At 36.1% G+C, this 23848-nt stretch carries 21 protein-coding genes and 1 pseudogene; 12 read left to right on the forward strand and 10 right to left on the reverse strand.

Annotation, left to right across the window (positions count from 1 at the left end; translation table 11 throughout):
* Positions 1–8 precede the first annotated feature (8 nt).
* Together ACNKXV_RS09690 and ACNKXV_RS09695 are read left to right on the forward strand one after the other, a co-directional pair.
* A complete protein-coding gene (locus ACNKXV_RS09690) occupies positions 9–248 on the forward strand; it encodes a hypothetical protein (RefSeq protein WP_417907527.1) in 240 nt (79 codons plus the stop codon).
* 50 nt (positions 249–298) lie between these two features.
* Positions 299–580, forward strand: coding sequence for a hypothetical protein (locus ACNKXV_RS09695; RefSeq protein ID WP_417907528.1), 282 nt, complete (start codon positions 299–301; stop codon positions 578–580).
* Positions 581–629: 49 nt separating this feature from the next.
* Here ACNKXV_RS09695 and ACNKXV_RS09700 read toward each other — a convergent pair whose 3' ends face one another.
* The 4 genes and pseudogenes from ACNKXV_RS09700 to ACNKXV_RS09715 form a co-directional block, all read right to left on the reverse strand.
* Positions 630–1397 carry a LexA family transcriptional regulator gene (locus ACNKXV_RS09700; protein ID WP_417907529.1) on the reverse strand — a complete coding sequence of 256 codons (768 nt, stop codon included), beginning with the start codon at positions 1395–1397 and terminating at the stop codon, positions 630–632.
* Positions 1398–1489: 92 nt separating this feature from the next.
* Positions 1490–3469: a heavy metal translocating P-type ATPase gene (locus tag ACNKXV_RS09705; RefSeq protein WP_417907530.1), complete on the reverse strand. Its 1980-nt coding sequence runs from the start codon at positions 3467–3469 to the stop codon at positions 1490–1492.
* A gap of 71 nt (positions 3470–3540) precedes the next feature.
* Positions 3541–3958: pseudogene (locus ACNKXV_RS09710) on the reverse strand (Fur family transcriptional regulator).
* Positions 3959–4326: 368 nt separating this feature from the next.
* Complete coding sequence (locus ACNKXV_RS09715; protein WP_417907531.1) at positions 4327–4668, reverse strand: hypothetical protein; 342 nt, start codon at positions 4666–4668, stop codon at positions 4327–4329.
* Between the two features lie 303 nt (positions 4669–4971).
* On the opposite strand from ACNKXV_RS09715, the gene ACNKXV_RS09720 reads away from it, so the two are divergent.
* Positions 4972–5349 (forward strand): hypothetical protein, encoded by a 378-nt coding sequence (locus tag ACNKXV_RS09720; protein WP_417907532.1) that lies wholly within the window; start codon positions 4972–4974, stop codon positions 5347–5349.
* A 78-nt stretch (positions 5350–5427) separates the two neighbouring features.
* On the opposite strand, the gene ACNKXV_RS09725 is transcribed toward ACNKXV_RS09720, so the two are convergent.
* Both ACNKXV_RS09725 and ACNKXV_RS09730 read right to left on the reverse strand, forming a co-directional pair.
* Positions 5428–7866, reverse strand: a complete 2439-nt coding sequence (locus ACNKXV_RS09725) for a zinc-dependent metalloprotease (RefSeq protein WP_417907533.1) — start codon at positions 7864–7866, stop codon at positions 5428–5430.
* A 169-nt stretch (positions 7867–8035) separates the two neighbouring features.
* Entirely contained in the window at positions 8036–8827 is a 792-nt protein-coding gene (locus tag ACNKXV_RS09730; RefSeq protein WP_417907534.1) for a DUF3575 domain-containing protein, read from the reverse strand.
* Between the two features lie 508 nt (positions 8828–9335).
* Here ACNKXV_RS09730 and ACNKXV_RS09735 point away from each other — a divergent pair.
* The 9 genes from ACNKXV_RS09735 (at position 9336) to ACNKXV_RS09775 (ending at position 15475) form a co-directional block, all read left to right on the forward strand.
* Entirely contained in the window at positions 9336–10613 is a 1278-nt protein-coding gene (locus ACNKXV_RS09735) for a phage integrase SAM-like domain-containing protein (RefSeq protein ID WP_417907535.1), read from the forward strand.
* A 3-nt stretch (positions 10614–10616) separates the two neighbouring features.
* Positions 10617–11306, forward strand: coding sequence for a hypothetical protein (locus ACNKXV_RS09740; protein ID WP_417907536.1), 690 nt, complete (start codon positions 10617–10619; stop codon positions 11304–11306).
* An 88-nt stretch (positions 11307–11394) separates the two neighbouring features.
* Positions 11395–11661 (forward strand): helix-turn-helix domain-containing protein, encoded by a 267-nt coding sequence (locus tag ACNKXV_RS09745; RefSeq protein ID WP_417907537.1) that lies wholly within the window; start codon positions 11395–11397, stop codon positions 11659–11661.
* A 2-nt stretch (positions 11662–11663) separates the two neighbouring features.
* On the forward strand, positions 11664–12446 hold the full coding sequence (locus ACNKXV_RS09750) for a hypothetical protein (protein WP_417907538.1): 783 nt from the start codon (positions 11664–11666) through the stop codon (positions 12444–12446).
* Positions 12439–13119: a P-loop NTPase family protein gene (locus tag ACNKXV_RS09755; protein ID WP_417907539.1), complete on the forward strand. Its 681-nt coding sequence runs from the start codon at positions 12439–12441 to the stop codon at positions 13117–13119. The genes ACNKXV_RS09750 and ACNKXV_RS09755 overlap by 8 nt, the downstream gene beginning before the upstream one ends.
* 66 nt (positions 13120–13185) lie before the next feature.
* On the forward strand, positions 13186–13638 hold the full coding sequence (locus tag ACNKXV_RS09760; protein WP_417907540.1) for a SprT family zinc-dependent metalloprotease: 453 nt from the start codon (positions 13186–13188) through the stop codon (positions 13636–13638).
* Positions 13616–13906: a helix-turn-helix domain-containing protein gene (locus ACNKXV_RS09765; protein ID WP_417907541.1), complete on the forward strand. Its 291-nt coding sequence runs from the start codon at positions 13616–13618 to the stop codon at positions 13904–13906. The genes ACNKXV_RS09760 and ACNKXV_RS09765 overlap by 23 nt, the downstream gene beginning before the upstream one ends.
* Before the next feature lie 161 nt (positions 13907–14067).
* A complete protein-coding gene (locus tag ACNKXV_RS09770) occupies positions 14068–14565 on the forward strand; it encodes a hypothetical protein (RefSeq protein ID WP_417907542.1) in 498 nt (165 codons plus the stop codon).
* Positions 14566–14584: 19 nt separating this feature from the next.
* On the forward strand, positions 14585–15475 hold the full coding sequence (locus ACNKXV_RS09775; protein ID WP_417907543.1) for a DUF6602 domain-containing protein: 891 nt from the start codon (positions 14585–14587) through the stop codon (positions 15473–15475).
* 89 nt (positions 15476–15564) lie between these two features.
* Here ACNKXV_RS09775 and ACNKXV_RS09780 read toward each other — a convergent pair whose 3' ends face one another.
* From ACNKXV_RS09780 to ACNKXV_RS09795, 4 genes are all read right to left on the reverse strand, one after another.
* On the reverse strand, positions 15565–18141 hold the full coding sequence (locus tag ACNKXV_RS09780) for a DEAD/DEAH box helicase (protein WP_417907544.1): 2577 nt from the start codon (positions 18139–18141) through the stop codon (positions 15565–15567).
* A 65-nt stretch (positions 18142–18206) separates the two neighbouring features.
* Positions 18207–18890 carry a M48 family metallopeptidase gene (locus ACNKXV_RS09785; RefSeq protein ID WP_417907545.1) on the reverse strand — a complete coding sequence of 228 codons (684 nt, stop codon included), beginning with the start codon at positions 18888–18890 and terminating at the stop codon, positions 18207–18209.
* Positions 18883–22134, reverse strand: coding sequence for a type I restriction endonuclease subunit R (locus ACNKXV_RS09790; protein ID WP_417907546.1), 3252 nt, complete (start codon positions 22132–22134; stop codon positions 18883–18885). The genes ACNKXV_RS09785 and ACNKXV_RS09790 overlap by 8 nt, the downstream gene beginning before the upstream one ends.
* 9 nt (positions 22135–22143) lie before the next feature.
* Positions 22144–23847, reverse strand: a complete 1704-nt coding sequence (locus tag ACNKXV_RS09795; RefSeq protein ID WP_417907547.1) for a DUF262 domain-containing protein — start codon at positions 23845–23847, stop codon at positions 22144–22146.
* Between the last annotated feature and the right edge of the window lies 1 nt (position 23848).

The raw sequence follows: 23848 nt of genomic DNA on the forward strand, positions 1-23848 counted from the left end.
CTGTACTAATGAGACGTTTAACATTCCTAACGGGTACAATTTTGACATTTTCAGTATTTCTTACTTCATGTAGGGATACCGCTGAAAAAGAGGTGATCGTAAAGGAAGTCGAAGTTAAAGAACAAGTTCGTACTCCTGAAGAAGCCCAGGAAAAAGAAGGAATCCTTGAAAGAACCGCTAAAAAGGTGGACAAGGAGGTTAATAAAGAAATTGATGAAGAAATTGAGAAAATAGGAGATGACAATTAAGAAGTTCAACTCCGGGAAAAATTAAATTCTAACTACTAAATATTCAAATCATGAAAAAACCAATTTTAATGCTTGCCCTTGCACTGGCAACTAGTTTTACCTTTACTTCATGTAGAGAAACTGCAGAGGACCACGATACAGACGACATGGAACAAATGGAATCTGACGATATGGATGATGTAAATGATGATATGGACGATGTGGGAGACGACATTGAAGAAGCAGCAAATGATGCCGGAGATGCAGTAAAAAATGCAGCGAACGAAACCAGTGATGCTGTAAAAGGTGCCGCTAACGAAGTTGAAAATGAAGTAGACAACGACGACTACTAATTTTCAATAAAACGATAATTTCAGGCCTTTTTCTTCGGGAAAAGGCCTTTTATTTTTTAAAAGATCTAAGTTCTCTTTTCAATTCGTTCATAGACTGTTGTAACTCCTGGAATAAACCGCTATTGGTTGGATTGTCCAGATTAAAGGTAAGTTTGGAATTTACCTGCCAGATTTCCTGAATATCGTGAACATTTATCTCCAGAGGTAAATATTCCTCATTTAAAGAAATAAGGAGAACCTTTGAAGGATCAGGCATTTTCTGCAATTTTTTCACCAGTACAGAATCGTACATTACCACTACATATACCTTATTGTTACTTGCTTCCTCGATACTGGAAACAGCCTTCCCCATCACCCATTCCCCGGGACGATAATCTGGTAACATACTGTCTCCTTCAATTTGAAATCCACGATATGATGCATTTCTAAATTCGGGAAGCGGAATGTCGAAAGCCGGTAATTGATTATACCATTCCACATCCTGAACGTTATGTGGATACCCGGCGGCAGCTTTTTGATTTACCAGAACAATGTTCTCGTTATCTGAATTATCAACGGTTATCACCTTTGGGCTTACATCACCTTTACTTATTTTTAGGTACTTCTGCCCACTATGCCCAAAGAGCCATAAAGGATTAATTCCAAATTGTCTTAAAAGTTCAGCCACTACTATCCCGGAAAGTTTTGTACGACCACGTTCAATGTCTGCAGTGGAATTTTTAATACCCAGCAAACTTGCAAATTCAGTTTGAGTATAATTATTTTCTTCCCTTACTTCTTTAAAGTGCTTAATTTCAATACTTCCAGGTGTGCCCATATTTCAGTTAATTAGGAATATTTCCAATATTCATTCAAAAATATTGGATTAAATCCTATTTAACTAATAAAGACTGAAAAATTTTAACCGAATTAAGATTTTCCGTTATAAGCCAGTAATCTCAGGGCATTCAGGACCACAACCACGGTAGATCCCTCATGAAAAACCACGGCTACTCCAATGTTGGCCCACCCAAAGATGGTGGCCGGGAGGAGCAAAGCAACCACTCCAAGGCTAATCCACAGGTTTTGTTTGATTATTCGCTGTGCCTTTCTACTTAAGCCAATGGCAAAGGGTAAAATTTCAAGCTTATCGGCCATAAGGGCAATATCTGCTGTTTCCAGAGCAACATCACTCCCGGCTGCTCCCATGGCGATACCTACCGTACTGTTCGCCATGGCAGGGGCATCATTTACTCCATCCCCAATCATGGCAATCTTGGATTCTTCCCTCTCCAGCTGTTGAATTCGTTCTACTTTTTCTTCGGGTAACAACCCGCCATAGGCATCGGTTAATCCAATCTCGGCGGCTACGGCATTCGCTACTTCCTGATTATCTCCCGTAAGCATGATCATTTTCCTGATCCCTACTTTCTTAAGTCTGGCCAGGGTCTCTTTTGCAGCTTTTCTGGGCGTATCCATAAGGCCAATGATCCCGCTGAATTCATTATTAGTTCTAACCAGCATTACCGTTTTCCCCTGTTTTTCCAGATTCTTCACCTGTTCTGAAACCGGAGCCGGCACACCGCCCAAATCTTCGTATAATTCCAGATTCCCAATTTCCACATTAGTATTTTCAACGACTCCTTTTATTCCTTTCCCCTGTATAGCTTCTGAAGAACTTACTTTAGGCAGGCCGTTAAGATGTTCCATTCTTGATCTCCCGTCCCGCACCACTGCTTTCGCCAGGGGATGGTTACTGGAACTTTCCAGAGCGATCACCTGTCTTAAAAACTGATCCTTAGATAAGCCATTCAGCAGTACCACATCTGTAAGCTTTGGTTTCCCTTCAGTAAGAGTTCCTGTTTTATCGAAAGCCAAAGCAGTCAATGTTCCCAGATCTTCCAGGGGTTTTCCTCCTTTAATAAGCACTCCACCTTTTGCTGCCCGCGCAATTCCGCTAAGCACGGCAGAAGGAGTTGAAATCGCAAGAGCACAGGGGCTGGCTGCAACAAGGGCCGCCATCGATCTGTAAAAACTATCGGCCCAGGCTTCATCTACTACCAGAAATGCAAAATTTAAAAGCACGATCAAAATCAGAACTGCCGGCACATAGTATTTCTCGAATTTATCTGTTAACAGCTGGGTAGGTGATTTTTTATCCTGTGCTTCCTGTACCATGGTGATAAGCCTGGAGAGGGTCGAATCCTGAGCTTTCTTAATTACCTTAATTATAATGGCATTATCCCCATTGATGGTTCCCGCAAACACTCTGCTTTTTTCAGGAATTTGATCTTCAGGCTGGTAACTTATATCAGGATTTTCCACGGGTATTTTATCCACAGGGATACTTTCTCCAGTAATTGGCGCCTGATTAATACTTGTTCTACCACTTATTAAAACACCATCTGCACTTATCGTGGTATTGGGCCGGATACGAATAAGATCTCCCACTTCCAGATCTTCAATGGGAACTTCTACAAATTCTTCTCCTTTTTTCTTTAAAGCTACTTTTGGGGATAGATTGGTAAGGGCTTCTATAGACTTCCGGGCTTTTGTCATAGCCATATGCTCCAGGGAATGCCCCAGACTAAAAAGGAATAACAGCAAAGCCCCTTCTGCCCACTTATCCAACACGGCAGCACCCACAGCCGCCACCAGCATGAGGAAATCGATCTCAAACCTTCCCTTGGAAATTTCTTCAACAGCTTCCTTTAAAGTATAGTATCCTCCAAAAAAATAAGAGAAAAGGAAAGGGATAAGCGCATATATAAAGCTTAATGCGGAAAACTCATAGTTAAGAAATCCTATTAAAAGAAATATTCCGCTTAAGATGGCGAAAATAAGTTCTGTTCTCTCTCCAAAGATTCCATTATTATGTGGTTTACAACAACCATGGTTATGTCCGGACATTATTCAGGTTTTTTAAGATTGATTCTAAAATCAGCTCTAAGATAATCTGAATATAATGCAATAGGATTGCATTATCGTGAATTGCATTTGTCACAAACCCCTTTTAACAAAAGATTAATTTCTTCGGTAATATAGCCTTCCGGAAGATGGATATTTGGGATTTTATGATCTGTAAGGCAAACGGTGGGAATCACAGTTATTGCAATGAAAATGAAGATGAAGATTTTGAGTATTTCCCTGTTTAATTTGGGAATCGTCCAGAGCATACTTGGCAATCCCGCTACCATCGTCTACCTGGTGTACGATACCTTCCTTTTCAAAAGTTTTAATGGTACGATAGAGAGTGGTACGATCGGCTTTATCCAGCCCGGTTTCGATTTCGTTCAGGCTCAAGGCCGCTTCTTTTGCCTTTAGAAAGCGATATATCAACAACCTGTTTGCGGTAGGTCTAATGTTATATAATCGCAAGATCTTTTCAATCTCTTCCATGAAATTGAAATTAATCATAATTATTTTGAAATCCCTACATGGAGATTGAACTTACGGAGTTAACAAGCAAATAAATAGAAGTTCTATTCGCAACACTTGCAAACATCCGGGTTTGTGATTTGAAAATTTTCTTTGGCAGATTCGACAGCAAGCATGCCATTAGAGAAAATACCCAGATAAACACGGCCTACAATATGTGGAAGATTCCGGCAATTGTCTGCGTGAATAGTGACCACACCTTTTTGATTCGGGTGTTTATTTGAATAGTAAAATTTCATGCCGCAATTTATGGGCAGGAAAATGTAGTTAATATTACTTTTCAGTAAATTATTACGGTTTTTACTAAAGGAAATTTATGTTTGAGAAACTTAAATAGTTTCCAACTGGAAAGCCCAGAAACATATAATAAGTAAAAGGGAGATGATCATTCCACCGAATATGAGTAATAAACCGCGCTGTTCGATTTTCATACTCAGGATCTCTTCATCCAGAAATTCTTTCTCGACCTTTTCCAGTCTCAGGTAGTTATCTACACCCATTTTGGTCGCAATACGACCTTTTTCAGTGAGGCGGATTTCGCCTTTTTGATCAATTTGTATTAAATTGTGTTGACGCAGGGTATTAATAAAATTAATGGAGGTATTCTGTCTTAGATCAGCCACCCTCATCCCTTCCTCAAATCTTCCTTCAGTTCTCAATCTCAAATCCATATTAACATTTTATTAACTTTTACATAACACTAATTAACAACATATAATTCTGTTTTCAAAGTTAATTAAGTGGGTTTTTATCAACATTTTACCCCTGCGACTGTCTAATAATCAGACTGTTATTCAAAACATATATTAATTTTCGCTGTTATAAATTGTAAATCAGACATTTAAAAAATATTATTATAACACAACAAATTGAAAATTAAATATTTAGCACACCTAACCGTAAAAAATATTTAAAAACTTTAACACTTGGAATAGTCTTTGTGAATATTAAGTTGAATCTAAATTAACTTAATTATGAAAAACTTTTTACTTCTCGCAGTCCTCGGACTATTATTAACCGCCTGCTCCGGGACTGGACAAATTACCGAAGAGAATTCCCAATTAACCGATGAAACTGCCACCCGGCGCATTACCGAAAGAGTTGTAGTGGTAGAATCTAATCCCGAGGGAACAATTTTATCAACGGGCAGATACGGTGACTGGTATAGAGTAGATGGTAACCTAACTGAGCGAATGTATTATGATGTAACCATGGAGGTTCCAAGACAAAAATCCAAGAGTTTTATTGTGAATGCCCGCCTTATCGATTTTACACCCGGCGAATTCCTTCAGAAGGATCTAATGGCAAAATATGATATGGCGTATGCTCAAATAAGAACTGGAACTCAATAATATTTTTCAGATAGGCCAAAATAAAAAGCGATCATCCTAAAATGATCGCTTTTTTTATCCTGATATTTTCGGAATGAATTATGAAGGATTCATTAATAACACAGCATCAATCCTTGCAACAAGATCTTCCCAATGATATCTGGTCAGGGCATGTCGTATATTATATTTTCGCCCATTTAAATCCTTCTTTAAATGGCTAAGTTCTCCACGCATCAATGGCATGATATCAGATTTTAAAATTTCTCTGTCCTTGCCGTTTTCAAGCTCTTCAAGATAAGAAGCAGCAATATCTACGTAAGATCTTTGTAAATTTCTTCTAAATGCATCGGTTTGCTTAGAGGTATAAAGCTCCTTGAAAATCCCCTTTCTCAGATCTCTCATCATTTCTACCACCGCATAGGATTCTTTTGTATTGCTTTCTTCATTATTCACCATCCTCTTTAATCTGTCTTTGTTCAAAAGGTTTTCCAAAGCTCTGGTTTGTAATGATTGAATCCTGTCTACAACTTTAGTAGATTCTATTTTCCCAAGTAGATTTTCATCCAGCATCCATTGCGGAGTGGTAAAAGCTTCCTTATTCAAAAAACTCACGGCCTGCTTTTGGATATTTTTAGGAACAGGTTCATAAACACTTCCACCCTGATCGGCAGTTTTACGGGTTTCGTAAATCCCGCCAACATTGGTGATCACATGAGAAATATAACCCCTCCACATATACTGAAGTTCCCTGTAGACTTCATCCAGTTCTTCATAACCATATCCATCTCTGGAAGTCCATTCTACAAGTTGCGGGACAACTTTTTTGAGGTTCTTTATTCCATACTCACTGGCTTTTACCTGATCGTCACCTAAACTTTCCCTTTGTGACTGGGGATCTGCTCCAGAATATCCATCACCAAATTCATAAACAGGATCTCCAGCTTTTTCCAGGATCCATTTATCAAGAGTACTTTTTTCTTCCAGTGGCGAATTAGCTTCAGGTAAGTAACGATAACCCCAGTTAATGGCATAAAGGTCATACGGTCCCATCATTCTAATGTATCTAACCCCTTTATCTTCCGGCTGCGCCACATAGTTAACCCGCGCATAATCCATAATGGACGGAGTAAGTCCATATTTTTGGGTAAAATCTGCACTCCTTAAAGAATCTGTAGGATAAGCCGAACTCGCTTTCATATTATGAGGCAGCCCTAAAGCATGACCCACTTCATGAGCTATCACCATTCGCATCATTTCCCCAATTTCAGCTTCCGGAGTATTTAATGTACGGGCATTGGGATTCTGAGCGCCGGCTTCGATCATAAATCTGTTTCTATAGGAACGCAAATGATTGTGGTACCAGATGATATCACTCTCAATGATCTCTCCGGTACGAGGATCGGTAACAGATGGTCCCATGGCATTTCTGGTAGTACTCGCCACATAACGAACTACAGAATAACGAACATCTTCCGGACTAAATTCCGGGTCCTCTTCTTTGGTAGGTGGATCTTTGGCTATAATGGCATTCTTAAATCCGGCTTTTTCGAAAGCAACATTCCAGTCCTCTATTCCTTTTCGAAAGTAAGGTCTCCATTTTTCAGGAGTAGCCGGATCCAGATAATAAACAATAGGTTCAACCGGTTCTACCAGTTCTCCCCGTTTATATGCTTCAATATCTTTCGGGATCAATTTCCATCGCCTGATGATCTTATAATTATCGGCTTTTAATTCCTCGGAATCATAATTATATTTTTCTATAGTAAACCAACCTACCCGAACATCTGCCAGCCTTGGTTGCATTCTATTTTCAGGTAAAAGGATCATGGATTGATTGAGAAGCATGGATATAGTCCCCGCCTGATCGCGTTCCGGCGGAGTTTCTGCTTCATAGGTCATTACATGTTTGATCTCGATGTTCTTTGGGAAAGATCTTGCCGACTCGATATATGACCTGCTTTTATCCAGTTTCTTTACTTTATATTGCTTTCTAAGTCTGGAAGAAATCCCGTTTATGGCGTTTACTTCGGTCTCGAACAATGGCCCCGCTTCTATAACCACACTACTGGAATCTTTACTCCAGGCCTCGATTTTAGTACTGTACAGAATTGGGAAGAAATTATTAGCCTGCACAGACTTATAGATTGGTGAATTCTCATCACTTTGATTTTCAAAACTAATCACCTTCATATCCACATTTCCATCCCTTTTCACCCAGCGAACCACCTGCTCGTTAACCTTGGAACCGGCATTTACATAGCCTCCGCCAAATCCTGATGGAATTCCTGCAATTCGGCTTACCAGAAGCATGTCTTTTTCAAAATGCTCCACCGGGATTTCGAAATATAATTTATCATCTACAAAATGAGTGGTAAAGAGTCCATCATCACTTTTAGCTTCAGAAGTAATTATACTGGAATAATCTTTTAAGGACGATTTCTTTTTTTCCGGTTTTGGTGCCGGTTCGGGGAGTTGAGAGGTCTTACAGCCAACACTAAAAACTGCAAGGGTTCCCAATACAAGGATTTTTTTGATCATGAAAATAATTTTGCTTTCCAAGATACACAAAGCTGAATTATCACAAAAAGAATGGCATGCATAGATGATTAAAAAAGTCCAAATTAGAAAACCCTGATAATCGGGAGATTAAAAGGGTTTCCAGAATTGAAATAGAAATGGCTGGTTAGAAATTATTGGTTATATCTTACTAAAAGCGATAACCCAGTGCTAGTCCCGCCCTGATCCCGGCCCAGGGTCCTTCAATTTTTACAACAGCTCCTTTGGAATTAACTTCATTGGAGAATTCACCTAATGGAAAATCAATTTCGTTTAAGGTATTTCTTAAGGATTGTTGTTCAGTTTCAGATAAAGTTCCGGCAGTAGTTCCTGCAAGATCCCCATTCCCCGATCCATAATGGGGGCCTATTATAAACCAATCCAGAATAAGCCGTGATCCTAAATTAAACTGACTCCCAATTTGCAATCCAAAAGTATTACTGGATAAGTCACCTTTTGTTGCCAGGTTTTCTTCAAAACCCTCATCTGTATCGTAGTAAAAATTTATATTATCCAGTGTATAACTGGTGTGCCTGTAAAATGGTGCGAGGTAAAAACCTTTACCATAACCCTTTCCTACATAAAATCGAACTTCAGGGGTAAAGCTGGAATATTTGAGGGAAGCATTTCCAATATACCGGCTAATATCATCCTCACTACTTGCAGAGTTAATAATGGTTTCTCTGAAAGGAAAATCCCCTTCCGGGATCATGGAATACGCAAGTCCTGCGGAAAATTTTCTGTTTAACACCCGTTCATACTGAAGCTGAATATTCCTAAATACAAGACTGGTAAATGAAAACTTGGGAATATTCTTTCTTGATTCCCAATTGGATTTTTTTAAAGACTGAAGCTGCTCAGAATCTGATTCTAAGTTTACTTCCTGGGCCAGACTTAAATTGGTGGCAAGAATGACCATTACGAAAGTGGTGATAATCTTCATAATTAAATAATTAGTGAATAAATGACTGAAACATTTGCGCTTACCGCATATTAAAATTCACTAGAATAAGTAACGATCAGGAAAAGATCTGGGGAAGAAAAATTGTTTTTAAAACACTGATTTAAAGTTAGTTATATCAACTAAATATCACAATACCCCAAATGAGGTATATTTAGAATTTAACGTTTATTGAATGGCTGATCTTATGGCAATTAAACTAATTCAATGGGTAAGAATTTGGATTAGTTTGCAGAGTTATAAAAACAAAAAACCCTCAAAATCAAAAGATTAAGAGGGTCTTTGGTACTCGGAGCGGGATTCGAATCCTCTCCATTGAAATAGATTGAATTAAATTGTATAAATCCTTATACAACCCTTAATTAAAAGGGACTTCAGAACATTTCTATCCCAATTCAATCTAATACAATTTTATTCAACTCAACTAAATTTTCAAATTGTGGGGATTATGTGGGGATATTTAATATGTTTGTTCCTACAAAACATCATAATGGCAACAATCAATTTTTTTTTAAAATATAAAAAAGATCCTACAGCAGTTTATGTTCGATTTAAACATGGCCGAAAATTCGACATTACAAAAAGCACCCACAAATTAATTTCTCCAAAAGATTGGAGCGGGACAAAAAAAGCCCCACATCCGCGTGATGAAAACTTAAAAAAGCTAGCTATAAGTTTGAAAAAACTGGAAAAAGAAATTGAAACATCTTTTAATGACACAGATATTTCAAACATTGATTCTGAATGGTTGGAAACCGTTATCAAAAAGCATAATAAAGACCATTCATTTAAGTCTGATGAAGGAAATAAAACTGTAAATGACAGTATTGTCGAAAACATACAGCATTTAATAGATACAGCCGCCGTAAGGCCTAATAGCAAAGGAACTTTAGGGCTTTCTACAAGCCGAGTTAATAGTTATAAAAATCTTCTCAGAATAATTAAAGAGTATCAAGGTAAAAAAAGACTTAAAGTAAAAGATGTAGATATTCAATTCGGCAGAAAATTTCTATCATGGATGCTTAATAGAAAAAAGTATGCTGAGAGCTACGCACTAAAGAAAATTGATGATCTTAAAACAGTTTGTAGAGAAGCACAGGTAAATGGATTGGAGGTCAGCACACAGTTACCTAAAGTTAAAGGTGGCAAATCAAAAAACAAATACATTCTCTATTTGACTCCTGAGGAACTCAAGAAAATTGAAGAAACAGAATTTGAGCAAGCCTATTTACTCAATGCAAAAAAGTGGCTATTATTGGGATGTCATATAGGACAAAGAGTAAGTGATCTTCTTGAGATAACTGAAGAAAACTTCGTTACTAGAAACGGACTTGAAGTTATAGAATTGAAACAGAAGAAAACAGGATCATTGGCCACCATACCCATTCTCCCTAAAACAAGAGAAATAATTGCAGGCGGACTACCTACGAAAATCAGTTCTCAGAATTTTAATAAATATATTAAGCTTGTTTGCAAAGAAGCTCAAATAAATCAATATATAGAAGGTAGTCTAATTCCAAAAGAGGAGGGTAAAAAAACAAGCAATACAGAAAAACGAAAAGTTGAAGGCCAATATCAAAAATGGAAACTCATTACCTCTCATATTTGCAGAAGAACCTTCGCGACTAACAACTACGGAGTAATCCCTACCCCCTTGTTAATGAAAATAACCGCTCATTCCACTGAAAGAATGTTTTTAAATTATATTGGCAAAAACTCATTTGATTATGCTGAAATGATGGCTAATCTATATAAAGAACAGAAATAAATAATGAAGATTAAATCTGACCAAGACCTAATTAGAAAAGGATTTAAAGGTAAACTTGCTCTCACTGAAGTTAGTCAATATTTAGAAGATAAGTACGGTAAGGACCCTGGCAGTTTAGAATTATTGAAGGCAGAATTATTAAGATTTAAGATGGAAAAGGCTGTTAAAAAAGTAGACGACCTTTCTCAAGATCCCAAGTTCATAACAATCAGGCTAAACTGGGAGAAATATGGAAAGAAGATGCCTTTTGTATCATATATGTTAGAACCTAAAGATGAAAGTTTATCTGAGATTGAACATTATGAATTAATGCAGGAGGAATTAGAAAGTTTTATTAATGAATTCTTACCTACTTACTTTATAGGGTTGACTAGTATTGAAGTCGCAATCGAAAGTATGTCGAAAAGAAATGTTGAACCTCCACAAAAGGCCACTCAAAACATTGGAAAAATTCCTTCAGTAAAATGGAACGGCAACCAAGTTAATTTTTATGAGATATTAAAAGGACTAATTGAAACTGGACTTATAACCATAAAAGGAAACGAGGAAGAGACCTTTGAAAATCTTCAAAAAGTATTTGGTTTAGAATCATTCAATCTTAGGGGTGCTCGTCAGAGTAGTAAAAAAAGATTAGATGATAAAAATATCTATGATTCCATTAGCTACCAATTAGAAATCTGGCGTAAAAGTTAAAGTTAAGGTATACCTCTGTTCGGTATACCAATAGTATACCATGTCATGTAGTTGTTTTGCATTGTTATTAACCGAAAAAACAATTAAAATGACAAAAGAAATTAAGTTTCTAGTAGACTCTATAAATGAGTTAAAAGATGAAGTTTCACAACTTCGAAATACAAATTATCCATTATCGAAAGATGAATTGATGACCCGTCAGGAAGTCGCCAATTTCTTCAAAATTGATCTATCTACATTACATCACTGGACAAAGAAAGGTAAATTAACCCGGTATGGACTGGGAAAGCGTATTTACTTCAAAAGAAGCGAGATTGAACAAGCCTTAGTTGAACTCGAACCATTAAACCATTAATCATGACAGGTTACGAGATCACGAGAAAATGGTTTGATTTTAGTTTTGATAACCCTGACAAGGTTAAGCCCAGGCATACAGCTTTATATCTTTATAGTGCAGACCTATGCAACAGGTTAGGCTGGAAAAGGAAATTTGGGCTACCAACCGCAACCACTATGGAAGCCACCGGTATAGGAAACTATAATACGTACAAAAAAACATTTGATGACCTAGTAGACTGGGGGTTTATTGAATTGATACTGAAAAGTAAAAATCAACATTCATCTAATGTGATAGCCCTATGCAAAAATGCAGAAGCAAAGAACAAAGCACTGGATAAAGCTGTAATGAATCAGAGTAGAAGCACTGTTGGCATAGATAAACCACAAACTCTTAAAACCATAAACAACAAAAAGATATCTGAAATTGAAATTTCAGAAGTCCCTCAAGAAGAGAAAGAATTATTTAAATATGGTATCAATCTTCACCAAGTAATTCTCAAGAACGCAAATCAAAAAAATGTTCCGCTAAAAAAAGTTGAAAATGTGACTTACCATTCGTGGATTAATCCTTTAAAGTTAATGCTTGAAATAGACAGTATTTCGCTGAAACATCTTAAAAAGATCATCGAATACTTAAAAAATCCTGAAAACGAATTCTGGTGCAAAATAATTTTAGATACTAAAGGACTCCGCAAGAATTCTTCTAAAATTCTCACGGAGATTAATTCCTCTAGTAAACCTTCTATTAGCAAAGTTCGAACGGATGATTTTTTAACCTCAAAACTTGAAAGCTATGAATAGTTTACAAATAGGAAATTCATTAAAGATTATAGGTAAATGTCGTACAAGGAAACCTATTTATGCAATTGATGGGAAAGAAATGGAAGACTATAAAAACTATATCTGGAAATTATTTAATCATTTGAAGCCTGAAGGATATAGCCTAAACGAAGCTAATGAAAAGATAATACTGACACTCCTTCCCTATTTTGTAAAATTACCGACTTTTAATAGGCATAAATTGATAAAAAATGACGCTAGTCTGGAAAAAGGAATATTACTCTATGGTAATTTAGGAGTGGGAAAAAGTATGTTGTTTGAAATCTTCTATGGAATGGGAAAATATCTTTACAACTTAAACAACACAGATTTTTGGTTTCCAAAAATATCTACAGGATCATTTGTCGATCAATATATGAATTCACTTAAAGAAAATTCAAGCACATTTAATTTAGATGCATATAGACGAGGGAGTCTATACATTGATGATCTAGGCTTTGAGAAAAAAGCGTTTAATAATCATGAATTGATAGGAGAACTATTATTTGAAAGATATCGAAATAATGCGCTAACATTTGTAACGACGAATCACAGTCCCAAGGAGATTTCTAGAAGATACGGGGCAAGAATCGGAGATCGTTTACCAGAGATGTTCAATATTATCAAATGGGAAGGCGAAAGCTTAAGGCAATAAACCACAACTAAATCTTAAAAATCATTGAAGTTATCCGTAAGGGTAACGTTATACTAACGGAAAAACATGGACAATCATCTATATATCTGCAATTATTGCGGTGAAGAATACAAACCAAAGAAGAGGGGAACACAAAAGTTCTGCAAAACAAGTTGTAGAGTAAACTCTCACAAACTAAAGAAAAAAATTGAGAATATACCCGCACCTCAATTACCTAATCCTGAAAATAATACTGGTAACAGTTATGAGGAAACTGTTAATGCTGCTGGCGTGATTAACTCAGCTTTAGGAAACGGTTTGGCCAATGGAATTCAAGCAGTATTTACCAAAAATGAAAACCAACCGGCAACAAAGAAGGATATCCAAAATCTACTTACTCAAATACAGGAGAGATACAAACCAATAAAGAATATGAGACCTAACCCAGATAGCACTATGCCTTTTTATGATATGGTCCAAAAGATGGTTTTATATTTACCGGTGAAAAACACTCCTAATGGAACTAATTGTACTTACTAAGGATCAACTTGATTCAATAATTCGATCATCCATTACCACAGCCCTAGATGAATATATTGAGAAGGAGATTCGAGAAAAAGCCAAACCAGATTTTTATACAATTAAAGAGGCTGCCGAGAAATTAAAAGTAACAGAAACTACTATTCGTAACTATATAAAAAAGGGATTAATAGCTGCAGAAAAAATAGGTGGGAGAATCCGTATAGAACGATCAAATATAGAAAGTGCATTGAAAGAAGTAAAAAGTTTAAAGTATAGAAGGTTGTAATTTCTGCCGTAATTGTACTCATTAGGTTTACTAATTTATTTACTTTCACGAAAGTGTTATTAATAGGTCTTTGGAAGAATGGAATTGATTTCCCTCACTTTGTATTAATATTATACTAATTGATATTTGCATCTCATATCACTCAGTAATAGTCATGTAAAATGGAAGAAAAAAAGTTCGAAGATATATTCGACGAATATAATTACACAGAGCGTTTGGAAAATTCCCTTCAGAATTACCTAAACTGGTTATTAGGAATAAGTATAGGTTTAGGAGCGGTTACTTTTTCAGCAATGGATAACTTAAATGACAACTACCTTTATTCTATATTGACATTTATTTTTATCCTTTTCGGAATTCTATTTAATGGAATAGTAAAGTTTCTTATTCATAGGAGAGAAATTAAAATGAATATAGCTTTTGGGGAACTAAAAAAAATAAAAATTTTAAGGGAAGCCAATAAGGAAATTAGGAAGACAGGGAATAATTTGGAGGATGTGAAAAAGTGGGAAAAAAGCTTTTCAAAATATACATTAGAAAATAATAAGATAATTTATATAGCTAAGTTGATTAACTTGAGTTCTATCATAACCTTTTTCAATGTTATTAACACAGGAGTTTTTATCACTTATCTATTTATAATCTCTTGCTTGTATTAGAAACTGAATTAAATAAATTATGACTACTAAAGGCAAAAGGGTTAGAGAACTTTTTAACTCTGAGGCAGAACAATTACTATCAATATATAAAAATATAGAGAAATTAATTCCAAATGAAAAAACTTCTGGATCTGCCCACCATGGAGAAGAAGGTAGATATATTGAATACCTGATAAGAGATTTTTTAAACAAACATTTGCCTCAACAGTTAGAGGCATTTACTGGTTTCATACACAGACCTGCAACCAAAACAGGAGATGGTGATAGGACTAGAAGAAGGAAGGAATTCGACAAACATTCAGCACAAATAGATATTATAGTGTATGATAAAGCAAATTATCCAATATTTGAAAGATTTGAAGAGTTTGTAGTTGTACCACCAGAGGGAGTAATAGGAATTATTTCAATAAAGAAAGCATTACGAACAAGCGAGCTAGAAAAAGAAATTAAAAGCTTAATTAATGCTGTTTCATTATGCAGGCATTATGATAGAAATGGAAAAGTTGTAAGAGGACCTTCAACTACCATTTTCACATTTAAAAATATGATTTGCCCTAATTCAAGTTTTGAAAAAAGGATGCGGACGATATATAAAAAAATAGAGAACTCGCATAAAGATATCACCTTTGACCAATGTATTGGACAAATTATAGCTCTTGACTCTTATTCCCTATTTAAAAGAAGACCGAATGATGAGGAAAGTTTTGATAAAAATGCAAATTATATTGCCTTTAATAACTCGAAAAATGAATACTATCATTTTCCATTACAATTCTTACTTACTTCAATTTTAAGTTCTTTTTATCATCAAACGCGGACTCCGATCCACCGCCCGGGATTTACTAGTTTCCCAACTGATAAAAAACACGATATCGATCTTGGAATCTTAAAAGTGACTAGACTTAGATAAAGTGTTGAAAATAGCCTAATCTAAGTCTAGATGAAAAAAAATTATAATTTATTCTGTAACCTGGAATCTAGACTTGTTGTCCCCCATGTCTACTGATTTTTTTGTTTTAAAGTTTTCAATCCACCAAGGAGTTCTTTTGGAGATATTTTTTTCTTGGAAAATTCATCAATAAAATATTCTTTCCATTGTGCATCATTCTCCCCTCCGTAAAATTTGTGGTAATCCCTTGCCAAGGAAATAATATTACGACTGAAATTAGCAAATTCTGAATAGTCCCAATGTAGTAAATCGCCACCGATATCCAGTCCTTCTTTACTCACCTCCACTCTATTACTTATAATAACCGTCTTAATCTCAACATCCGGGTTTATAGTTTTCAAATTATTTTTAATCCAAATATGGTGAGATGCAGCTTGTCTAATATCAGTCACACCTATTTCTCCTTTTTCTGATTCATAAAATTTATCCTCAAAAACTATTATATAGTTATTATCAGATCTCCAAAATGGGTCAGGAGTTGCATTACCAGTAGGATTTTCAGATTCAAATCCCAATAATCGGCCTATATGTAAATTGAGGTTCTCTAAGTCTTTTTGTTCAATATAGTTTTCTATTGATTTTAAATAGTTGAAATATTTTTTCCTATTAGTAACTCTAATTTCGCTTAAATAATTCTGGAGCCGCTCTATATTCCAAATTAGATTGGCATTATTAGAACCTGATTCTGATTTGGATTCACCAAGTGTTCGACACCAAGTAGCTGATGGGCAAATTTTATCAAGTTTTTCAAAAAACTCATCGGAATTTCTCTGAAATATTTCTTTTCCTGATTCTTTATAGAGAATATTTGAGATTACTCCGGCTTGATAATTCCAAAAAGCTCGATAACCTTTTAATTCTGGTCCACCTGCTAATTTTGAAATGATTTCAGTTACTATTTCAAAAGCTTCTTCATATTTATTATTCCACAGAGCATACTGAAATTCTACTTCTAAATTAGCTGTTACTGACAATTCATCAGCGCCAGGAAAAACCTCCTGATTTTTTGAATTCCTTAACTCAATTATCTCATTATCTGCAGCCTGCCAATCGGAGGTTTGATTTATAAATTCCTTGAAATTGTGGACAAAATCTTCTACTTCAACTTCTTTACTATTGGTAATTCCAAATTCCAATTCAGCCTGTAGCTCAGGATGTAAAAACTTGTTTTTATCTTTTAAAAGAAGCCATTCAGAAAGATCTCTATCTCCTACAACGCATATTGCGGAATAATCTTTTGGCGATCTAGTACAACGCCCAATTGCTTGAATCAATCTCGTTCTATTTCGGTCATAAAATATAACAGACGCATTCATTCTAGATTGGAGAAATTTCTCTTGAAGATTAGAAGCATATGGTATGCTCATTAAAAAAAGTAGTCGGCATTGATCGCCAGCAAAATCTATCCCATCAAAACGATTAGCCAATACCATTGCTGCGTTTTCCGAATTCACAAAATCCTTTTTTGACACCTCAATATCCTTTGCAGTGAAAAAATCCATTTCTGGATGATTATTCTTTATCTCTGAACGAAAGCCGTCTATTTCTTCATCACTCGATACTAGAATAACAGATCTTTTAGTACTCTCTAATAACTTACTACACAATTCGCCAGTTTTTTCCTGATCAAGGGATAAATTAGGAAATATGAAAAACCTTCTTCCTATACCTTGTTTTTCCCAGCCTTTCGGAATAGGTATCTTAAAAAACTCCTTAATTCCCGTTATCCTTTCTAAATCTCCGCCTTGACCCAGGGTCGCAGACATCAAAATGCGCTGCTTTGCATAACGGAATTGATTATTACTTAAAGATGGAGGCACCAATGGTCGAATCAATATTTCATTCCATGAGTAATAGAGTTGGCAAGCTTCTAAATGATTTTTAATCATAGACCAGCTATACTTTAAATCGCGATGATCATTTAAATATTCTGATAATACATCGAATAACAACTCTTTAATTTCATATAGTTTTTGCCCAGGATATTTTTCTATAATCTTTTTGTCTAAATTATCAATAGAGTCTTCTATCATTCGATTATAAACAGAATACGGAATTGAGTCTTTCAAGATATCAATTACTGCTCTATATGTATCTTTTTCATCATAACGTGATATTGAAAGAGCCCAATTGGAGGCAATATAGTTTTCAGAAGTATGGGCATCATCCAGAATTATTAAGTCTGGTTCTTCGAACCATGGGTTTGTATTAAATAATGATGAATATGTCGAAACAGCAACAGCCTCTCCATTTTTATACTTGAACTTATCACTATCTTCATAATTTCTATGTGATCCCGTAAAAGCAATAGTATTGATCCCATAGTTATTATTGGAAATTTCTACAACTTGATTTACCAGTTGTCTGGTTGGACATAAATAAAGTACTTTCTCCCCTAATGCTCTTCTTCTAAATTCTGCAATTAATAACCCCACTAATGTTTTTCCACTTCCAGTGGGCAATTCAATTGCTACATTGGCCTTTTCGTATGATCTTTCTTGATAATATCTTATTATATCCGCTTGATGAGAATACAGCGATTCTATTCCTTTAGTTGGTAGATCACGAAATAAAGATTCAATATCTGAATAAACTTTTTCCGCCTTTTTAACTGATTTAAATGCCATTGATATATTTTAATTTTTAAAGAATTGTAAAAGCAAATTCTTTCTTTCAAATAAGTTCTATTTTTTTACAAATCCATCCCCGCTCCATTAAGCTTCAGCCAGGCCTTTCTTTGAACGTAATCTGGCATTATTTTATCAAGTTCGTTCCAAAAGGCATCCGAATGATTGGGGTGGATTAAGTGGGTTAATTCGTGGGCTATTATATAATCTATGATGGTCAATGGTGCCATCATTGTTTTCCAATGGAAGTTCACATTTCCTTTTGGTGTCCAGGATCCCCACCGATTTTGTAAATCCATAATTTTTATTTCATTGGGTTCTACATCGAGAAGCTTTCGAAAATATTCGACCCGATCCAAAATTCTTTTCCTTCCTTTTTCTTTATAGAATTCCACGAAAGCTTCTTTTGCTCTGGGTAGATTCTTCTTCCGAAGTCTGAAACATCCGTTTTTCAACTTAAGGGGAACTTCCTGATTGGTGACAATCTCAAGTTTATAATTTCTACCGAGGTAATAAAAACCTTCTCCATTTACGAATTCACGGTAAACCCTTTTAGTATTGGCATCTTCCCACTGTGCCAGATGAGAGTAAATTTGATAGCGTTTTTGTTCTATCATCGCTTCAATTTCCTTTTCGCTCAATTGCTGGGGAACGAGCACAGAAATGCTCCCATCGCGTTCCACATAAATACTAGAGGTCTTCCTCCTGCTTCGCTTTAAGGTATATTCTATATCTTTATAATTAGGCATCTTCTTTTATGAGTAACTGATGACGTTTTTTGGCCAGGGCCATTATTTCGGAAACAATCTTTTCTGTCTTATTTATCACAGGATCTAAATCCAGATCCCCGGCGGTGAAATAAAAAATATCCTGCAATTTTCCTTTTAAGCTTTCTATTTCATCCTCCTTTTGCCAGAAATGAGAAATCTTAATCTCTCTTTTTATCAATGGTAAGGCCTCTTTAATAATAGGTTTCAGTTGAAGTTTTATTTCTTCAGAAGCATCTTTCCCATAAGCTATATCCACTATAAGATCATAAAAAGGCGCTTCGTCTACGCTAATCCCTTCAACAGAACCTTCTTTACGACCGGCTTCCATTTCTTCCCGGGCTTCTTTTAGGTTTTCTAGGATAGCATCCCAATCTTCCCAGTGATTCTGCATTATCGTATCAATCTTTTCACTCATCGTTTTGTAGTAAACCGGATCGTCCTGCGCGTTGATCTTTATATGCTTTCGCATTGCATGCTCCATTTCACTGGCTTTAGCCTTAGGGGTTTTGTTCTTATCTAGCTCTTTTAAAAACTTCGAAGAAAACAATTCCGTAGGCGGAACTTTTGGATTAATCCCAAGACTTATGAGGTGTTCATTCACCAATTGTTTAACCTTATTTCCTTGGCCCGAAATATCCAGTGTATCGTCTTTATAACGATCTTTCATCTTACTAAGTAAGTACGCAAAACGTTTCATCGGGATCTTAAACCTGTTGGCTGCCTCATTGGGCAGTACAACATTCATACTATCTTGAAAAGTCTTGTAGAATGTGGTGAAATTTGCTCTTAGCTTAATATCTTCCATCAATTCAATAGCTTCTTCCAGTACTTTATATTCGGCTTTTTTATCTTTAATACCTTGATTGACAAAATCCTCGATTTCAGGTAATTTATTATCACTAAAAAGTTGCAATAACCTACGATAACGGCTTTCCAGTACAGGAACTTCGGTAGCAATATCTTTAAAGCTTTGCAATACTTCATCAGCTTCATCTCCACCATAAATTGAGAGGGCATCTTTTAGATTTTCAGTAAGTCCGATATAATCTACAATGTATCCACGACTTTTTCCAGCATGGACCCGATTTACACGTGCTATGGCTTGTAGAAGATTATGCTCTTTCAATTTTTTATCCAAATACATAATCTGCTCAATTGGGGCATCGAAGCCCGTAAGCAACATATCACAAACCACCAGGAAGGCAATACCAGTGTTGGGTTCGTCGAAATTGAATTTCTTCTTAAAGTTAGTAACCGCATTCATAGCTTTGGCTTCTTTCCTTGCCATTGTGATCTCAGCTTCCTCATTGGTATCGTCACTGGAGACGATTACAGCCGATTTTAGAAATTTTAGCTTGCGGAGTAATTCGGGTTCGTAATTTGCATCCAGTTCCTTTTCCTTAATCACTTTTTCAAGGGCCAGGTCGAGGTGTTTTTTGTAACGCACCGCTGCAATCTTTGATGAACAAACTACCTGAGCCTTAAAGTCATCTGGGAGGATGTTACTAACATAATGTCTCAGCATATCCTCGGCTATGATTTTAATACGCTCATCTGCCTCAAGGATATCACCATAGGTACCGTATTTCTTTTTAATGGCAAGTAATTCTTCTTCGGTCCTATCTTTAAAGAGATTTTCGAATTTCTTGTCAAATACAGATTTTTCATTAAGTGCGGTATCGGCCGTTTTGCCTTCATACAAAATTTGAACCGTGGCACCATCATCAACGGCATCCTGTAGCTTATATTTATCGATATAATCCCCAAATCGCTGTATAGTTTTAGTCTTATGTCTGTCCGTAATAAGCGGGGTTCCGGTGAAGGCAATCTTTGTAGAATTTGGAAATGCAGCAAATAAATTATCTCCTAGGTCTGAATTTACCGTTCGATGACTTTCATCCTGGAGAATAAGCACTCGATCTGATTTATTTACTATTCCGAAATCTTTATACTGTGGAATTACCTCCGCAACACGGTCTAGCATATATGCTGGAGCCTGATTCCTCTCCTTCTCCTGAAACTTTTGAAGCATCACCATTGTAATATTGGAAGCTTCTGTAGAAAGTTTAGGCTTGAGATCACCGATTCGGGTTATGTATTCTACTTTTTCTCCGGTATAATTCGCGGTTTTTCCAAGTTGTTCCTCCAGGTCATTTCGGTCGTTTACAATTATCACTTTATAATCGCTTATGGCCTGTACGCTACGAATTTTCTTAATAAGAAAAACCATCGTGAGGGATTTCCCAGAGCCCTGGGTATGCCAAATCACCCCGGATCGTTCTTTCGGCGTTTCCCCGGTTAATAGTTTATCTTTTATTTTTTGAACAGCCCTGAATTGTTGGTATCGAGCCAGAATTTTTATCTCTTTGTTTTCGCCAACTTCCATAAACAAGGTGAAGTTCTGAAAAAGATCCAACAGGTTTTCCGGGGAAAGCATTCCCTGAATCAATTTTTCCTGTGGCCGTTCTTTTCCTAGAGGCGGCTCATAGTCTCTTAATTGCTCCGGAATGATATCTTTCCAATTAAGATAATATTGATCTGTGGCCGTCAGTGTCCCATAGGTGGCATCATCACCATAGGTGGCAATATTGAAATGATTGAAATGAAAAAGGCGCTCCTCCCCCTCCTTTAGGCCTGCGCGATGTGTGCTTTCCCTTTGATTGCTGTATCGCCTCAGCTGTTTATATGCAGCAGATAAAGGATTGGCTGTAAAATTGTTTTGATCTTTACATTCCACAACCACTAGTGGCAAACCGTTTACGAATAAAACAATATCGGGCATAATAAAGCCCTTTGGAGTACCGGGAGTATCTATACGAAACTGGTTTATAGCGATAAAGGAATTGTTCCTGGGATTCTTATAATCCAGGAATTGTACTTTAGGAAATTCCTCCCCGGTACGTTCGTTCTCCTCTACCGAAGTGCCATTAAGTAAAAGTTCAAAAACAATTTTGTTTACTTCTAACAGGTTTTTGGTAGGGTGATCTGTAAGTTCTTGAAAGAGATCTTCTAGTTGAGCCTCGGTGAGCCATTCCTGGCCATTGCTTAGGTTTATCTTTTTAATACTCTGAAGAAAAACCTGCTTTAATACCACTTCCCGAAAGGAAGCCCTATGACTTTTAGCAGGATTTGTAGGTATGCCGAAGCCCTGGTCAATAGATGTCCAACCAAGCTTACTAAGCTGTTCTAAAAAGGGTCTCTCGACAAAGTGGTATTCAGACATTGTAATTAATTATTTAAAATCTGCCATTAGTTTATTCACTATAGAATCTTGTCTTAATCTCAAAATATCTACATTCCAACTTTGATACTGCATTACGGAATTAATATTCGGAAAAATGTTTATTGAAGACTGGAAATATCTTTCCTTCTTAGCTTCAAAGTCTTTATTGTTTAATTGTGAATTCTTTATTCTGCTTAGTAGAACCAAATTCGAAATTTTGTGCGTCCAGGTTTCAAGTTCTTCTTCGCTAAACTGACTTCTCCAAAAACTATCAGCTTTAGGGTTTTGCGGTAGGACGTGTTCTACACTTATTTTGTTGAAATCGGCGAACTGTTGATTTGACTGGAGTAAAACATATTCAAGTTTTAAAAGAATATAACGCGCGAAATTCTTTCCGTAAATATCTTCTGAAATTCTTCTTTGGAGTTCTTCTCGATTATATTCAAAAACTTCTTCATCTGCGATTATATCTGCCGGAGAATCTGCTCTTTCAATACCTTTAATTATGCCATAGGTATTACTAAGCCTTTTTGTTGGTGTTTCCTGCAGTATCCAATCGGCACTAAATTTGGATTCCAAACGTTGAAGAAATTCAAACAAATAGTCATAACCAAACTTATTGAAATATGCCAGGTAAACCGGAATCCAATCTGAGGCCAATCCTTTTTTCATTATCGTTACCAGGTTTCTCAATTGGAAATCCTCCTGTGGGATATCATCATCAAACCAAATAAGTTTAGCGTAAGAATCCCGGTACTGCTTGATCGTCTTTAGAGTTTCTTCTCCTTTTTGCAATTTCCCCGCCTTGTATATTTTCTCGTACTCTTTTAAAAGGTTCTCTCTTGCCTTTTCTTTGAGCAGAATGGTACGAATATGAACTAGGAACCTATCGAACTCATCCCGACCAAATTCGCCTTCAAGTTTCTCCCACATTACCGCAAAACTCTGTCGCTTTTTCTCGCTTTCAACTTCACCGATATTAAGAGATTTTAGAATATCAGAATTTGATAATGGAATTCCCCTGTCATTTAGGATGGTAAACAATCTAAAGGCATCTTCTAGGCTTTCTGAAGCAACATAGATCACAATTACTTTATTAAAAAGAAAAACAGCAAAGTCATTTAAATCCTGAACATTTAACTCCTGAAGTTGTTCACGTAAATAGAGCATCGAATTAGCCATATTGCTCAAGGAAACATTTGAACTCTGTCTAATTTCCTTTAGTCTGGAAATATCTCCAGTTGCGCCATCAGTTTTAATGAATTCTTCAACAAAATCTTCCACTTCGTCCCGAATTAGAAATTCTATTCTAATTCGCTCCGGTTGATTGCTAAAGGGATCTTCCTCCTGAAAAATCGCCTCTTTAACATTAGTTGTAAGCTTATCATTTTGGCTAAGATCTCTAAGTACTGCCATTAAAAGAAACAGGGTTGTCATTCGTTGCTGCCCGTCCAGCACATCACAACATTCAAAATTTACCGTTTTGTCTTGTACTAAATGCTTTTGAAGTACCACTGAACCCAGGAAATATTCCTTATTTGGATGATTTGTCCTAGCGTAATTTAGATCATCCAGCAATTCATCTATTTGTTCTTTTCCCCAAACATAAGATCTTTGAAATTCCGGTATTCTAAACCAATAATCTTTAAAGAGCGTGTTGACCTTTACCTTCTTGGCTTCTATTTCCTGACTTTTAGTAAGCGTATCTGACATA

It is taken from the genome of Christiangramia aquimixticola (genome assembly GCF_048285835.1).
In the GTDB taxonomy this organism is placed as follows: Bacteria; Bacteroidota; Bacteroidia; order Flavobacteriales; family Flavobacteriaceae; genus Christiangramia; species Christiangramia aquimixticola.

Bases quoted from the DNA above. Each gene is read 5' to 3' on its own strand.
- ACNKXV_RS09705 (WP_417907530.1), bottom strand. From the start codon at position 3,469: ATGTCCGGACATAACCATGGTTGTTGTAAACCACATAATAATGGAATC.
- ACNKXV_RS09760 (WP_417907540.1), top strand. From the start codon at position 13,186: ATGGACAATCATCTATATATCTGCAATTATTGCGGTGAAGAATACAAA.
- ACNKXV_RS09790 (WP_417907546.1), bottom strand. From the start codon at position 22,134: ATGTCTGAATACCACTTTGTCGAGAGACCCTTTTTAGAACAGCTTAGT.
- ACNKXV_RS09775 (WP_417907543.1), top strand. From the start codon at position 14,585: ATGACTACTAAAGGCAAAAGGGTTAGAGAACTTTTTAACTCTGAGGCA.
- ACNKXV_RS09745 (WP_417907537.1), top strand. From the start codon at position 11,395: ATGACAAAAGAAATTAAGTTTCTAGTAGACTCTATAAATGAGTTAAAA.
- ACNKXV_RS09795 (WP_417907547.1), bottom strand. From the start codon at position 23,847: ATGTCAGATACGCTTACTAAAAGTCAGGAAATAGAAGCCAAGAAGGTA.
- ACNKXV_RS09725 (WP_417907533.1), bottom strand. From the start codon at position 7,866: ATGATCAAAAAAATCCTTGTATTGGGAACCCTTGCAGTTTTTAGTGTT.
- ACNKXV_RS09770 (WP_417907542.1), top strand. From the start codon at position 14,068: ATGGAAGAAAAAAAGTTCGAAGATATATTCGACGAATATAATTACACA.
- ACNKXV_RS09700 (WP_417907529.1), bottom strand. From the start codon at position 1,397: ATGGGCACACCTGGAAGTATTGAAATTAAGCACTTTAAAGAAGTAAGG.
- ACNKXV_RS09780 (WP_417907544.1), bottom strand. From the start codon at position 18,141: ATGGCATTTAAATCAGTTAAAAAGGCGGAAAAAGTTTATTCAGATATT.
- ACNKXV_RS09750 (WP_417907538.1), top strand. From the start codon at position 11,664: ATGACAGGTTACGAGATCACGAGAAAATGGTTTGATTTTAGTTTTGAT.
- ACNKXV_RS09715 (WP_417907531.1), bottom strand. From the start codon at position 4,668: ATGGATTTGAGATTGAGAACTGAAGGAAGATTTGAGGAAGGGATGAGG.
- ACNKXV_RS09690 (WP_417907527.1), top strand. From the start codon at position 9: ATGAGACGTTTAACATTCCTAACGGGTACAATTTTGACATTTTCAGTA.
- ACNKXV_RS09730 (WP_417907534.1), bottom strand. From the start codon at position 8,827: ATGAAGATTATCACCACTTTCGTAATGGTCATTCTTGCCACCAATTTA.
- ACNKXV_RS09755 (WP_417907539.1), top strand. From the start codon at position 12,439: ATGAATAGTTTACAAATAGGAAATTCATTAAAGATTATAGGTAAATGT.
- ACNKXV_RS09765 (WP_417907541.1), top strand. From the start codon at position 13,616: ATGGAACTAATTGTACTTACTAAGGATCAACTTGATTCAATAATTCGA.
- ACNKXV_RS09785 (WP_417907545.1), bottom strand. From the start codon at position 18,890: ATGCCTAATTATAAAGATATAGAATATACCTTAAAGCGAAGCAGGAGG.
- ACNKXV_RS09740 (WP_417907536.1), top strand. From the start codon at position 10,617: ATGAAGATTAAATCTGACCAAGACCTAATTAGAAAAGGATTTAAAGGT.
- ACNKXV_RS09695 (WP_417907528.1), top strand. From the start codon at position 299: ATGAAAAAACCAATTTTAATGCTTGCCCTTGCACTGGCAACTAGTTTT.
- ACNKXV_RS09735 (WP_417907535.1), top strand. From the start codon at position 9,336: ATGGCAACAATCAATTTTTTTTTAAAATATAAAAAAGATCCTACAGCA.
- ACNKXV_RS09720 (WP_417907532.1), top strand. From the start codon at position 4,972: ATGAAAAACTTTTTACTTCTCGCAGTCCTCGGACTATTATTAACCGCC.